The 12,735-nt window shown below is 72.4% G+C and carries 11 protein-coding genes; 10 read left to right on the plus strand and 1 reads right to left on the minus strand.

Annotated features, from left to right (window positions below; translation table 11 throughout):
• Positions 1-51: 51 nt before the first annotated feature.
• On the minus strand, positions 52-675 hold the full coding sequence (locus tag DMP17_RS27930) for a TetR/AcrR family transcriptional regulator (protein ID WP_337831059.1): 624 nt from the start codon (positions 673-675) through the stop codon (positions 52-54).
• Positions 676-1,095: 420 nt separating this feature from the next.
• On the opposite strand from DMP17_RS27930, the gene DMP17_RS27935 reads away from it, so the two are divergent.
• The 10 genes from DMP17_RS27935 (at position 1,096) to DMP17_RS27980 (ending at position 12,721) form a co-directional block, all read left to right on the plus strand.
• On the plus strand, positions 1,096-2,352 hold the full coding sequence (locus tag DMP17_RS27935) for a LuxR C-terminal-related transcriptional regulator (protein ID WP_226354645.1): 1,257 nt from the start codon (positions 1,096-1,098) through the stop codon (positions 2,350-2,352).
• Positions 2,349-2,948, plus strand: coding sequence for a hypothetical protein (locus DMP17_RS27940; protein ID WP_226354646.1), 600 nt, complete (start codon positions 2,349-2,351; stop codon positions 2,946-2,948). Before DMP17_RS27935 ends, DMP17_RS27940 begins: the two co-directional genes overlap by 4 nt.
• Before the next feature lie 97 nt (positions 2,949-3,045).
• Entirely contained in the window at positions 3,046-3,915 is an 870-nt protein-coding gene (locus DMP17_RS27945) for an MlaE family ABC transporter permease (protein ID WP_226354647.1), read from the plus strand.
• 16 nt (positions 3,916-3,931) lie between these two features.
• Complete coding sequence (locus tag DMP17_RS27950; protein WP_178376681.1) at positions 3,932-4,813, plus strand: ABC transporter permease; 882 nt, start codon at positions 3,932-3,934, stop codon at positions 4,811-4,813.
• 481 nt (positions 4,814-5,294) lie between these two features.
• Entirely contained in the window at positions 5,295-6,041 is a 747-nt protein-coding gene (locus DMP17_RS27955; RefSeq protein ID WP_051050105.1) for an ABC transporter ATP-binding protein, read from the plus strand.
• Between the two features lie 3 nt (positions 6,042-6,044).
• Entirely contained in the window at positions 6,045-7,331 is a 1,287-nt protein-coding gene (locus DMP17_RS27960; protein WP_178376682.1) for an MlaD family protein, read from the plus strand.
• Positions 7,328-8,722, plus strand: coding sequence for an MlaD family protein (locus tag DMP17_RS27965; protein ID WP_226354648.1), 1,395 nt, complete (start codon positions 7,328-7,330; stop codon positions 8,720-8,722). The genes DMP17_RS27960 and DMP17_RS27965 overlap by 4 nt, the downstream gene beginning before the upstream one ends.
• Positions 8,722-10,083 (plus strand): MlaD family protein, encoded by a 1,362-nt coding sequence (locus DMP17_RS27970; protein WP_226354649.1) that lies wholly within the window; start codon positions 8,722-8,724, stop codon positions 10,081-10,083. The genes DMP17_RS27965 and DMP17_RS27970 overlap by 1 nt, the downstream gene beginning before the upstream one ends.
• On the plus strand, positions 10,083-11,426 hold the full coding sequence (locus DMP17_RS27975; protein WP_226354650.1) for an MlaD family protein: 1,344 nt from the start codon (positions 10,083-10,085) through the stop codon (positions 11,424-11,426). The genes DMP17_RS27970 and DMP17_RS27975 overlap by 1 nt, the downstream gene beginning before the upstream one ends.
• Positions 11,426-12,721, plus strand: a complete 1,296-nt coding sequence (locus tag DMP17_RS27980) for an MlaD family protein (RefSeq protein ID WP_226354651.1) — start codon at positions 11,426-11,428, stop codon at positions 12,719-12,721. Before DMP17_RS27975 ends, DMP17_RS27980 begins: the two co-directional genes overlap by 1 nt.
• The last annotated feature ends 14 nt before the right edge of the window (positions 12,722-12,735 follow it).

Consider the following 12,735-nt stretch of genomic DNA (forward strand, 5'->3'; position numbering starts at 1 on the left):
GGGCGACCCTAATCTGATGACGCGTGATTCCACATGGCGGGGTGACCGGCGTCATCCCAGGCCGGTGCCGCCCACGAGGAAGAGGGCGAGCGCGTCCGTGACCCGGTCCCGGGGCGGGTCGAACCCGCTCACCGTCCAGGTCATGACGACGTGGCTGATCCCGCCGATGACCGCGTCGGCGCGCAGCCGGGTGGCGGTGGCGTCGGCGGGGGAGGGGGCGGCGTGGTCCGCGGTGAGCGCCAGGAGTAGCCGCCCGAAGCCGGACATGGTCTCCAGCGAGGTGCGCTCGACCTCGGGGCTCACCCCGAGCACCTCGAACCAGACCACCCGGGCGAGCCGCGGGTCGTCCTCCACCACGCGCAGGAACGCGTCGAGGCCGGCCCGGGCCAGCGTGAGCGGGTCGGTGCCGGGCGCCGCGGCCAGTGCGGGGGGCACCGCGTCGCGGAGGCGGGCGGTGCACCCGGCGTAGACGGCGAGCAGCAGCGCCTCGGTGCCGTCGAAGCACTCGTAGAAGTACCGGTCGGCGACGCGTGCCTCCCGGCAGATCCGGCGCACGGTGGCCGCCCGGTAGCCGTCGGTCCCCAGCACCTGCAGTCCCGCGTCGAGCAGGCGGCGGCGACGGTCCTCGGCGCGGTCCGATGCGGACGCGCCCGCGTAGGTCCGGCCGGTGCTCACCCCGCCATTCCAGCACGGGCGGGCCGGACCCCCCGGGCTCCCCGGTGCGGCGACCGGACGGGGACGGCCCGTGTGCGGCCCCGCCCCGTCTACCCCGACCGGGTGAACCTGCCGTGTGCGACCGGCGTGGCGCACGACGCCCCGAGAAACAGTCCGGGCGTTCGGTTTCTCCACCCGCCGTGACCGGATGATGCGACCGAGAGGGGCATTCACCAGCGTGTTCGGGTGGCGATGGTCCCGCGGATTTGCCATACACGTGACCCGCGTCGCATCCTGAAACCGTCATGCGTGACCGGAAGTGGGGCCGGGCTGCGGGTGCGGACGGTCGCATCCAGGCCGTTGCCGTCTCGTTGCACGGGTGAGCAACGCACCCGACGGCGACGTCCGGTCGATGCCACCTCGAGGAGGAGGAGGAACGGTATGGGCGAGAGCACGAGCCGCGTGGCCTACATGCGCCGCTGTGACTCCGGCGACCGTTGGCCCGGACAGGGACGCCGGATGCCGCGGGCCCAGTCGTCGCGCGTGGTCGACCTCCTGCTGGCCGCCCGCCGCCTCCTCGACGACGGCCGCCTCCCGCACCCCGAGCACGTCGTCGACCTCGGGTCGGCCCGCGCGGTGCTGCGGTCGGTGTGGGCCGAGGCCATGTCCTCGCTCGGCTCCGGCTCGGCCCCGTCGCCGGAGCTGGTGAGCATGCTCGGCGAGGTCAAGGAGATCGACGAGCAGCTCCTGCTCGATCAGCTCGCGCACCAGGACCGCGCGCTGCAGCGCGTCCGCGCCGCGCTCGCCCAGCTCGGCGAGGCCCGCACCAGCACCGCGCTGCTCGACACCGCCGCCTCGACCGCCTGCGGCCTCGGCTTCGACCGCTCGATCGTCTCGCGTGTGGCGGACTCGCTCTGGATCCCCGAGCGCGTGCACGTGGAGCGCGACCCGGCCTGGGCCGAGGAGATCCTCGCGATGGGCCGCACCCACCCGCAGACCCTCGACGGCCGGATCGTCGAGACCGAGATGGTCCGGCGCCGCACCTCCCTGCTGGTCGACGAGGTGCAGGAGCGCCCCGGGGTCAACCGGCCCATCGCCGACGCCTCGATGTCGCGCAGCTACTGTGCCGCGCCGATCGTGGTGCACGGCGTCGTCGCCGGGTTCGTCCACGCCGACTGCTACTACCAGCAGCGCAACGTCGACCCGCTCGACCGCCAGCTGCTCACCCTCTACGCCCAGGGGCTCGGCCAGGCCCTGTCCCGCACGATGGTCCTCGACGAGATGGACCAGATCCGGGCCGACGTCGACCGGCTCGCCCGCCGCGTCACCGACGCCCGTGAGGGCGACCTCGGCGACGGCTGGTGGGGCCACGGCGAGAACGGCCGGATCACCGAGGGCGCCCCGGTCACGCACACCGGCCCGCAGCGCAGCGTCGTCGACGGCTTCCTGCGCTCCGCGCCGGTCGACCCCTCGCTCACCCGCCGCGAGGTCGAGGTCCTGCGGCTGATGGCCACCGGCGACACCAACGCCCGCATCGCCAGTCGCCTGGTGATCTCCGAGGGCACGGTGAAGTCGCACGTCAAGCACATCCTGCGCAAGCTCGGCGCGGCCAACCGGGCCGAGGCCGTCTCGCACTGGCTGCGGGCCGAGCACGACCGCTCCGGGCGGGCCGCCGCCGGTCCGGCCGGGTACCGGTGACCGCCGGCGCCCGGGTGTCGCGGGGCGCGCTGCCCACCCCCCTGCGGGAGTACCTGCACCGGCTCGACGTCGCCGCCCGGCACCTGTCGTTCACCGCCCGCCAGGACCTGCGCTCGCACGTCTGGACCGAGGTGGCACGCACCGCCGGTCCCGCACCGACCGAGGACCGGCTCGTCCGCGCCCTCGACCGCCTCGGCCCGCCCGAGGCCCTCGTTCCCACCCCCGCGGGGGGTACCTCCCCGGTACTCCGCGACCCCGTGGTGGTGCACCTGCTCGGCTGTTCCCTGCTGACCGCGGGGGTGACCGGGCTGATCGGGCTGGTCCGGGTCTGGCGTGCGCCGACCTGGCCGGTCCGCGACGCGCTGACCGCCACCGTCCTGGTGGTGGCCGGCGCCGTCGCACTGCCCCTGCTGACCGGGATCCACCCGGTCGCCGGGGCACTGCTCGGCGGCCTCGGGGCGGGAGCCCTGTCGGCCGCGCTCGTCCTCGGTGCGGTGCTGTTGATCCAGCGTCGGGCCCAGCGCAGGGCACTCCGTACGGAGCACGCCGCAGAGCCGGTCGCCGGTACCACCGATACCCCCCCAGGGGGAGGGTGATCCGCCCCCCACGGGAGGTGTGACCCCCTCTCCCGCGGAGCGACACTTCCGATCGGTGGACCCGGACTGTTTCCGGCCCCGCACTCGAAGGAGAGTTATGACCACGCCTGGGACCCTCACCCAGACGCCCGACGAGACCGTCGAGGTACCGCGCAGGACGGCGGGTTCCGGCGGGTCGGGCGTGCTCAGGAAGGTCGCCGACCCGTTCGTCACGGCCGGCGAGATGTGGCAGCTGATGGTCAAGGTGTTCGTCCTTGCCGTCCGCAAGCCCGTCGGCTTCTGGGCCGACACCCGAGACCAGTGCTTCGACATCCTCAAGCTCACCTGGCTCCCGATGTCCCTCGCGGCGTTCGGGTTCGGGTTCGGTGCCCCCGGCCTGACCGGTGGGGCGATCTTCTACACCTTCGGCATCCCGTACCGGCTCGGCGCGTTCTTCGAGTTCGCGTCGGTCCGCGAGTTCGCCCCGTTCATCAACGGGATGGTCGTCGCGGGTGTCGTCGGTACGGCGATCACCGCCGACCTCGGCGCCCGCCGCATCCGCGACGAGATCGACGCCATGGAGGTCCTCGGCGTCGACCCGATCCGGACGCTGGTGCTGCCGCGGGTGCTGGCCTGCACGATCATGACCGCCGTCCTGGACATCCTGGCGCTGGTCGTCGGCCTGGTCAGCGGCTACGTCGCGGCCGGCCCGATCTTCGACGCCAGCTACGCCGGCTACTACGGCTCCCTGTTCGACCTGCTCAACACGGTCGACCTCTGGGGCAGCGTCGTGAAGTGCGCGATCTACGGCCTGATCATCGGCGTCGTCTGCTGCTACGTCGGGCTCAACGCCAAGGGCGGCCCGATCGGCGTGGGGAAGGCGGTCAACCAGGCCGTCGTCATCTCCTTCGCCGGCATCTGGGTCATCAACTTCGTGTTCACGCTGACCATGCTCGGCCTGAACCCGCAGATGAGCGTCTACAAGTAAGGGAGGTGTCACGGACATGACGCAGCTCGACGACCGGGGGCCCCAGGGCGACCCCGACCGCACCGAACTCCGGGCACCTGCCAAGGAGGGCGTGGACGTCAGCCTCGGCTCGATCACCGGCAAGCTCAAGACCGGTCTCACCGAGGCCGGCGACATCGGCCGCTTCACCGCCGACGTCGTCCGGGACTTCCCGGACATGTTCCGCCGCTACGTGCCCGAGGTGTTCCGCCAGGCGGGCATCCTGATCTTCAGCTCCGCTCTGATCATCTGGTTCATGATGTTCATCATGGGCGGGCAGTGCGGCCTGGAGGCCAGCTACACGCTCAAGCAGATCGGCGCCCCGCTCTACTCGGCGGTGTTCGACGCCTACTGCGGCCTGCGCGAGCTCTCGGTCTACATGTGGGGCTGGATCCTCGCGGCCAAGGTCGGGTGCGGCTACGTCGCCGAGATCGGCTCGATGCGGATCTCCGACGAGATCGACGCCATGGAGGTCATGGGCATCAAGTCCAAGTCCTTCCTGGTCGGCACCCGGATCGCGGCCACCGTGATCGCCGTGCCGTTCATGTACTTCGTCGGCCTGGCCATCCTCTACGTGGCGATGTACCTGGTCACGGTGGTGAACCTCGGCGGTGTCTCACCCGGCGGGTTCCTCTACCTGTTCTGGCTGTACCAGAGCCCGTACGACATGTTCGCGGTGATGGTCAAGATCATGACCGAGTCCATCGTGATCGTCGGCGTGGGTCTGTACTACGGCTACAACGCCAGCGGGGGACCGGTCGGCGTCGGCCGGGCCACCGCGAAGTCGATGATCATCAACCTGGTGCTGATCTCGGTCATCGGGACCATCGGCACGCTGGCCTTCTGGGGGCTCGAGACGAACTCCCCGATCGCCAACTGAGTCCCTCCGGGGCCCGCGCCGCCACATCCCCTGCGGCCGGGCCCCGGAGCCCCGCACCCCGACGACATCCCCCGCCCCCGACGAAGACTCCCCCCGCCACGGCCCGGCCCTCCCCAGCCGGCCACGGACCGGACGTCGCTCCCCGCCGCCCGGTCCATCGCACCGCGCCCGCTCCCCGGATCGCAGTGCTCGTTCCCCGCACCACCGCAGGACGCGGACGCCGCGTCCACGGTCCCCCGGAAGCCTCCGGGGACCGCTCCCGCAGCACGTGATCCGCGTGCCGGCTCCCCCGCGCCGGCACGCGCCAGGTCGTCCAGGAGGATCAGTGACCTCGCCGAACCAGCCGCGGCACACGCCATCGGGCTCCGAGTACCCCACCCAGCAGATTCCACCCGTCCACGACGGGGGGACCCAGGCCACGGCCACCCGTGGCCCCGGCTGGTCGACCGAGACCCGGGAGTTCCGGTACGGGACCGACCCGATCCTGCAGGTCGAGGGGCTCGCCAAGTCGTTCGGCAGCACCCAGATCCTGAAGAACATCAACTTCAACTTCCAGCACGACGCCATCACCACCGTGCTGGGCCCGTCCGGTACCGGTAAGTCGGTGCTGATCAAGCACCTGGTCGGCCTGCTCGCCCCGGACCGCGGCGCGGTCTACGTGGGCGGCGTCGACATCTGGTCGATGAGCGAGAACGAGCGCTACGACATGCGGACCCGGTTCGGCGTCTGCTGGCAGGACGGCGCGCTGTTCGGCTCGATGAACCTCTACGACAACGTCGCCTTCCCGCTCCGCAAGCACACGCGGATGTCGGAGAAGGAGGTCGAGAAGACGGTCATGACCGCGCTCGACGAGGTCGGTCTGGCCAAGGCCGCGCACAAGGCGCCGAACGAGGTCTCCGGCGGCATGAAGAAGCGCGCCGGCTTCGCCCGCGCGCTGGTGATGAACCCCGACATCGTGCTGTTCGACGAGCCGGACTCCGGTCTCGACCCGGTCCGCACCTCGCTGCTCTGCGACATCATCATGGACGTCCACAACCAGCACGGCGGTACGTACCTGCTGGTCACGCACGACATCAAGACGGCCCGCAAGGTCAGCGACTACGTCGGCCTGATCTGGAAGGGCGAGGTCGTCCACTACGGACCGGCGCACGAGGCGTTCGAGCACCAGGACCCGTTCGTCAAGCAGTTCCTCGCGGGGCAGTCCGCCGGACCCCTCGGGATGGACTGAGCGATGAGCGGAATCCTGGGCAAGCTCGCCGCCGGTGTGGTGGCGCTGCTCGTGATCGGGGGTGTGTTCGTCGCCGTCGGCGGCACGCAGCCCTACACGGTCAGCGCCGTCCTGCCGGCGGGCAACCCGAACCTCATCCCCGGTGCGCCGATCTACATCGACGGCTTCCAGGCCGGGAAGATCTCCTCGGTCCGTCCCGAGGAGGGCCACGCGGTCGTCGAGTTCACCGTCGACGACGGCCTCGCCCCGCTGCACGCCGGCGCGTTCGTCCACGTCCAGTGGAAGGCCGTCGTCGGTGAGCGCCTGCTGTTCGTGCAGGACGGACCCAAGGACTACGCCGAGATCCCCAGCGGCGGCATGGTGCAGGGCGACTTCCCGAAGCCGACCGAGGTCGCCGACGTGCTCGCCGCCCTCGACGAGCCCACCCGGGCGCGCCTGACCAGCCTGGTCGGGACCCTGCAGAACACCGTCACCGGGCACGAGCAGGACCTCAACGCCACCGTGAACACCGCCGGACCCGCGCTCGCCGCGGTCGGCAACGTGCTGCGCGGCATCGGCACCGACGGTCCCGCGATCTCCAAGCTGGTCACGGACCTGAACGGCACCGTCGACACCCTGGCCCAGCGCCAGCAGGACCTCGGCGCCGTCGTCGACGAGCTGGGCACCAGCACCCGCGCGACGGCCGCCCAGCGCGAGCAGCTGCGCGCCGCGCTGGCCAAGCTGCCCCCGACGCTGCGCACCGCGCAGGGCACCCTGAACAAGGTCCCCGGCGTCACCGACGAGGCCCTGCCGCTGCTGGAGGACCTGCGTCCGGCGACGGAGAAGCTGCCCGGCGTGTCCGAGCAGCTCGCCCCGCTGCTGCAGGACCTGCGGCCGCTGGTCGCCGACCTCAAGCCCACCCTCGAGGCGGCGTCGGCGCTGCTCGACCGCACCCCCGGCCTGCTCGACTCCTCGAACCGCGCCCTGCCGGGTCTCGCCGAGACCGCGGGCGGCTACGCGCCGGTGCTCGAGGCGCTGCGCCCCTACACCCCCGAGGTCGTCGGGTTCCTCTCCACGTGGGGCTCCGCCGCCCAGAACTTCGACTCGAACGGCCGTTACATGCGGATCTTCGCGCAGGCCGGCCCCGCCACGCCGGTCATCTACCCGCCGGGCGTCACGCCGCCGGGGATCGTCCCCAACCTGAACCCGGCCCCCGGCTCGGCCGATGAGACCTCCGGCAACGGCAAGCAGAACCCGGGCGCGCCGCTCCTGCCGCAGCTCGGTGACGCCAGCGGGGAGGGCCCGCGATGAGCTCGACCCTGGGCTTCTCCCGCTGGCGGATCCTGGCCGTCGGCCTCGTCGCGCTCCTCGCGGGCACCGGCGCCGCGGCCGGCATCTCGAACGCCGAGTCCGGCCGGATCGTGATCGCGGAGTTCACCGACGTCAGCCCGATCCTCGCGGGCCAGCAGGTCAAGATCAACGGCGTCACGGTCGGCGAGGTGGGCCAGCTGCAGTTCGACCCGCAGCGCAAGGTCGCCGAGGTCCCGCTGCGCGTCGACGCGCGTGCCCTGCCGATCCACTCCGACGCGAAGGTGACCGTCGCCCCGGTCTCGCTGCTCGGTGAGCGCTTCCTCAACCTGAACACCGGCACCCCGGGCTCGCCCGAGCTGCCGATGAACACGCCGATCGGTGTCGAGCGGACCGGCCAGGAGGCCGACCTGCAGAACATCCTCGACACCCTGGACGACCCGACGGCCGGCGCGCTGGCCGCGCTGGTCACCACGCTCGGCCAGGGCACGCAGAACAACGGCGAGAACATCCAGAAGACCCTTGCCGCGCTCGCCCCGGCCATGAAGGACACCAACCAGCTCGTCGGCGTCCTGTCCGACCAGAACGAGCTGCTCGGCCGGGTCATCGACCAGGTCGAGCCGGTCACCGGCGCACTCGCCGTCGACCAGGGCAGGCGGCTCGACGGCCTGGTCGCCTCGACCACGTCGCTGCTCGACACCACCGCCGCCCGCGACGCGCAGCTGCGCGGCACCCTGCAGGAGCTCCCCGGCACCCTGGCCGCGGCCCGCGCCACCCTCGGCGAGCTCGCCGGCACGGCGCAGTCCACCGCGGTCACCCTGGGCAACCTGCGGCCGACCACCGACAACCTGGTGGACATCAGCCGCGAGCTGCAGCGCTTCGCCGACTCGGCGGACCCGGCGCTGGCCTCGGCCGACCCGGTCCTGGACCGGGCGAGCGAGCTGCTCGACCAGGCGCAGCCGGTCGCCGCGGAGCTCCGGGCCGCGGGCCCGGACCTGCAGCGCACCGTCACCGGCGCCGAGCCGATCGTCCGTGACCTCAACGGCAACCTCGGCAACGTCCTCGGCTTCATCCGGAACTGGGCGCTGACCACCAACGAGAAGGACGGGCTGTCCCACTACTTCCGGGCCAGCTACGTGCTCAACGGCGACCCGGTCACCGGCTTCGTGCCGGGCGGGCTGCCGGACATGGCGCCCGCGCCCGCCCCGGACGCCACCCCGAACCAGCAGGTGAACGAGCCCGCCCCGTCCCAGCCGGGACCGGGGACCGCGGCCCAGCCGGGTCAGGACTCCAACACCCTGCTGCAGAGCCAGCCCACCCCCGAGAGCAGCGCCACCGGGCTCAGCCCCGAGCAGGAGCAGGGCGCGCTCGGAACACTGCTGGGAGGCCAGTGATGGCGAGTGCCAAGCCCAAGCGCGGCGCGCGCTTCCGGTCCGGCCTGATCGGCCTGCTGATGTTCGTCGCGGCCGGGTTCTTCCTCTACGTCGCGCTGAACGCCCAGAAGGGGCTGCCCTTCGCCCAGCACGAGTTCCGCACCGCCGCGGTGTCGGACACCGGTGACCTCGCCGTCGGCAACGACGTCCGGGTCGGCCAGGTCCGCGTCGGGCGCGTCGACGACATCACCGTCGCCGACGGCGTCCCGCAGGTCCGGATGCAGCTCGACGACGCCGCGACCGAGGTCTTCAAGGACGGCTCGGCCGCGGTGACCGGCCGGTCCGGTCTCGGCCAGCAGTACCTGGACCTCGACATCGGGCACGAGCAGGCCGGCCTCCTCGGCGAGGACGACGTCCTGCCGGTCCAGCGCTCCCGCGGCGCGGTGCAGCTGCTGGACCTGGCCAAGGTCTTCGACCCGGCCACCCAGGACGCCACCCGCGGTGCCCTCCAGCAGCTCGGCAACGGCGCCGCCGGACACGGCCAGGACCTGCAGGACGTGGCGAAGGCCGGTCCGCAGATCCTGCCCTCGCTCGGCACGACCGCCCGGTCGCTGTCGGTCGACGGCGGCCGCGACCTGACCGGCATGCTCCAGTCCCTGGAGAGCCTGTCGTCCCGCTTCCAGGGCCGCGAGCAGGAGATCTCCTCGCTGGTCGGCCAGCTCGACACCACGTTCGCGGCGATCAACGCGGACAAGGGCAAGGCGCTCGGGGACACCCTCGACATCGCCCCCGAGGCGCTGCCGGCCGCCCGCAAGGCCCTGGAGGACCTGCAGCAGCCGCTCGCGTCGACGAACTCGGCGATGACGCAGCTGCAGACCGGTGCCCGCTCGCTCGGCGACGCCACCCCGGACCTGCGGGGCGTGCTGGTCGAGGCCCCGCAGCCGCTGGACAAGCTGCCCGGTGTCTCCGACTCGGCCGAGCCCGCGCTCGGCTCGCTGACCCCCGCCGTCGCCGACGCGCGCCCCGTCGCGCCGAAGGTGACCCAGGGAGTCGGCTTCGCGAACACCCCGCTGCAGGTGCTGGCGCCCTACTCGCCGGAGATCGCGCAGTGGTTCACCAACGCCAGCTTCGCGCTGTCCGACGGTGACGCCGCCGGCCACCACCTGCGGTTCACGCTGATGGTCCGGCCGGAGTCCTTCGCCGGTGCGGCGGGTCTGCCCGACCCGACGCGGGCGGGCGACCCCTACCCGGCCCCCGGCCAGGCACCGAACGACGCCTCGCTCGGCCTGCTGCCCGCCCCGGGCCCGTCCAACCGGACCCCCCAGGAGCAGCCCGGCCAGGGCGACAGCGCCGCCGGCGGCGGCCTTCTCGGAGGTAACTGATGAGCGCCCCCGCACAGGGCACCACCGCCACGCCGCGGCTGCGGCGCCGCCTCCCGCTCTGGGTGGCCGCGCTCGCCGTCATCGGCCTGATGCTGCTGTCGCTGGTCCTCGGGCTGTTCAAGCCGCAGGTCACGACGCTGCTGATGAAGCTGACCGGGTCCGAGACCCGCACCATCCACTTCGCCGCGAACCAGTTCCTGTTCGAGGACGCGTCGAAGGCGAAGGTCGCCGGTGTCGACTCCGGTGTCGTCAGCTCGGTCGACCCGGCCCCCGACGGCGGCGCGATCGTGACCGTCGTGGTCGACCCGAAGGTCGTGAACACCGTCGGCGACCAGCCGTCGGCGCGCCTGCGGCCCACGACCCTGCTGTCCGGCCTGTTCTACATCGACATCGTCCCCGGCGGTGACCGCACCGCGGAGTGGACCCAGCAGATCCCGGTGGACCGCACCCGGCTGCCCACCGAGGTCGACGACGTCGCCGAGCGCCTGCAGCCCGACGCCCTGGAGGGCGCGAAGGTCGCGGTCACCCAGTTCGACGAGACCCTCGGCAACGCCGGCGGCAACGAGGCGCTGCACGAGCTCCTCGCCGCGGCGCCGGGGACCCTCGGCCCGGGCGCCGGGGTCATCGAGTCCCTGCGCGGCACCCAGCCGGAGAAGGACCTGACCGAGGTCGTCCGGGGCCTGCAGCGGACCACCGGCACGCTCAACCGCGAGCCCGGCCAGCTGGACGGCATCGTCGCGAACCTGCAGGACACCACGCAGGTCATGGCCGAGACCTCCGGGCCGGTCGCGGACGCGATCAACAAGCTGCCCGGCGTCCTCGACACCACCGACGCCGGCCTCAAGCGGCTCGACGTGTCGCTGGACAAGCTGCGCGACACCGCGGGCCCGGCCCGGCCGACCGTCCAGGAGCTCGACGGGTTCCTGGGGCGCGCCGAGCCGGTGCTCGCCAACGCCCGCCCGCTGGTGTCCGACCTGCGCGGCGCGCTGGTCGACACCCGGCCGCTGGTCGAGGGCCTCATCCCGGCCAGCGAGGGCGCCACCAGGGTCTTCGACGACCTGCCCGCTCCGCTCGAGCGGCTCAACGGTCCGGTCCTGGACTCGCTGAACACCCCGTTCGTCGGGGAGGGCCCCTACTCCGCGGTCGACAACCGCGGTGTCCCGCTCAAGGACGAGGTCGGCCACATGTTCTCGAACCTGAACAAGACCGGCGCCTACGTCGACCCCAACGGGCACGCGGTGTCCTTCCACCCCGGTCCCGGGCTCGGCACCGTGCCCGGCCTGGGCTCGGTGAGCCTGGAGAACATGTTCCAGCAGATCTTCCACGGGACGGGTGGTCGATGATGACGGCAACTCCCACACCTGCACCGGAGGCCCCGCGGGGCCTCGGCGCCCGGGTGCGGTCCGGTCTGGACCGCGTCCGGAACGAGCCGGGGCTGGGCCGCAACGTCATCGCGCTCGGCGTGGTGATGGTGCTCGGGCTCGTCTGCGGGGGCTACATCCTGTCCCAGCAGCGGTTCGTCGCTCCGTGGGCGAACGAGAAGATGGTCTACGCGACCTTCTCCGAGACCCCGGCGCTCGCTCCGGGCCGCGGCCAGGAGGTCCGGATGTCCGGCGTCCCGGTCGGCGACATCCGCTCCTCGGAGCTGACGCCGGAGGGCACCGCCCGGGTGCTGCTGGCGATCGACCGCAACGACTACGACGGCCCCGTCTACGACAACGCCACCGTGGTCCTGCGGCCGAAGAGCCCGCTGAACGAGATGTACATCGAGATGGACCCCGGCACCCCGGCCGGCAAGGTCCTCGACGACTACGGCGTGCTGCCCGTCGCCAACGCCAAGCCGCCGGTGCAGATCGACGCGGCACTGGCCCACCTGGACCAGAACGCGCTGGCCGCGGTGCAGTCGCTGCTGGAGGCCTCGGACGTCGCGCTGGCGACGGCGCCGCAGGACCTCCCGCAGGGCGTGCGCGCCACCACCGAGGTGGTCAACCGGCTCAAGCCGGTCGTCGACCAGCTCGACCGGCGCCGCGACAACCTCGCCCGCCTGGTCACCTCGATCGGTCAGCTGTCCACCGCCGTCGGCGGCGACGAGAAGCGCCTCACCACCCTGGCGAACTCGCTGTCGACCACGCTGAAGACGGTGTCCGCGCAGAGCCAGGCCCTGCGCGACTCGCTGAACCAGCTGCCCGGCGTCGTCGACAACCTGGGTGCGGCCACCGGCAACGTCCAGCAGCTGTCCGACCAGCTCGACCCGACCCTGGACAACGTCCGGGCCGCCTCGGAGCAGCTGCCGGACGCCCTGGACCGGCTGACCGACACCGTCGACACGCTCGACACCACCGTCGACAAGGCCCGCCCGGTCGCGCAGAAGCTGAAGCCGGTCGCGGCGGACCTGCGCCCGTTCGTGAACGACCTGAACGGGACGCTGCCCGCGCTGAAGGAGATCTCCGGCCGGCTCGACCCGGTCACCGCGGGTCTCCAGCAGTACCTGCCGGACCTGAACGCCTTCGTCTACCAGACGTCGTCGGTCACCAGCCTGCGCGACGCCAACGGCGGCATCCTGCGCGGTCTGCTCCAGTTCGGCCCGACCACCATCCCGGCGCCCGGCGCCGACGAGCTCACCCAGACGCCCCGGTAAGGAGGTGACCCCCG

This window comes from Pseudonocardia sp. TMWB2A (assembly GCF_017312135.1).

What these genes read in the sequence shown, in the direction of transcription:
- DMP17_RS27965 (WP_226354648.1), top strand. Translation starts at nt 7,328, where the DNA reads ATGAGCTCGACCCTGGGCTTCTCCCGCTGGCGGATCCTGGCCGTCGGC.
- DMP17_RS27980 (WP_226354651.1), top strand. Translation starts at nt 11,426, where the DNA reads ATGACGGCAACTCCCACACCTGCACCGGAGGCCCCGCGGGGCCTCGGC.
- DMP17_RS27970 (WP_226354649.1), top strand. Translation starts at nt 8,722, where the DNA reads ATGGCGAGTGCCAAGCCCAAGCGCGGCGCGCGCTTCCGGTCCGGCCTG.
- DMP17_RS27960 (WP_178376682.1), top strand. Translation starts at nt 6,045, where the DNA reads ATGAGCGGAATCCTGGGCAAGCTCGCCGCCGGTGTGGTGGCGCTGCTC.
- DMP17_RS27945 (WP_226354647.1), top strand. Translation starts at nt 3,046, where the DNA reads ATGACCACGCCTGGGACCCTCACCCAGACGCCCGACGAGACCGTCGAG.
- DMP17_RS27935 (WP_226354645.1), top strand. Translation starts at nt 1,096, where the DNA reads ATGGGCGAGAGCACGAGCCGCGTGGCCTACATGCGCCGCTGTGACTCC.
- DMP17_RS27950 (WP_178376681.1), top strand. Translation starts at nt 3,932, where the DNA reads ATGACGCAGCTCGACGACCGGGGGCCCCAGGGCGACCCCGACCGCACC.
- DMP17_RS27975 (WP_226354650.1), top strand. Translation starts at nt 10,083, where the DNA reads ATGAGCGCCCCCGCACAGGGCACCACCGCCACGCCGCGGCTGCGGCGC.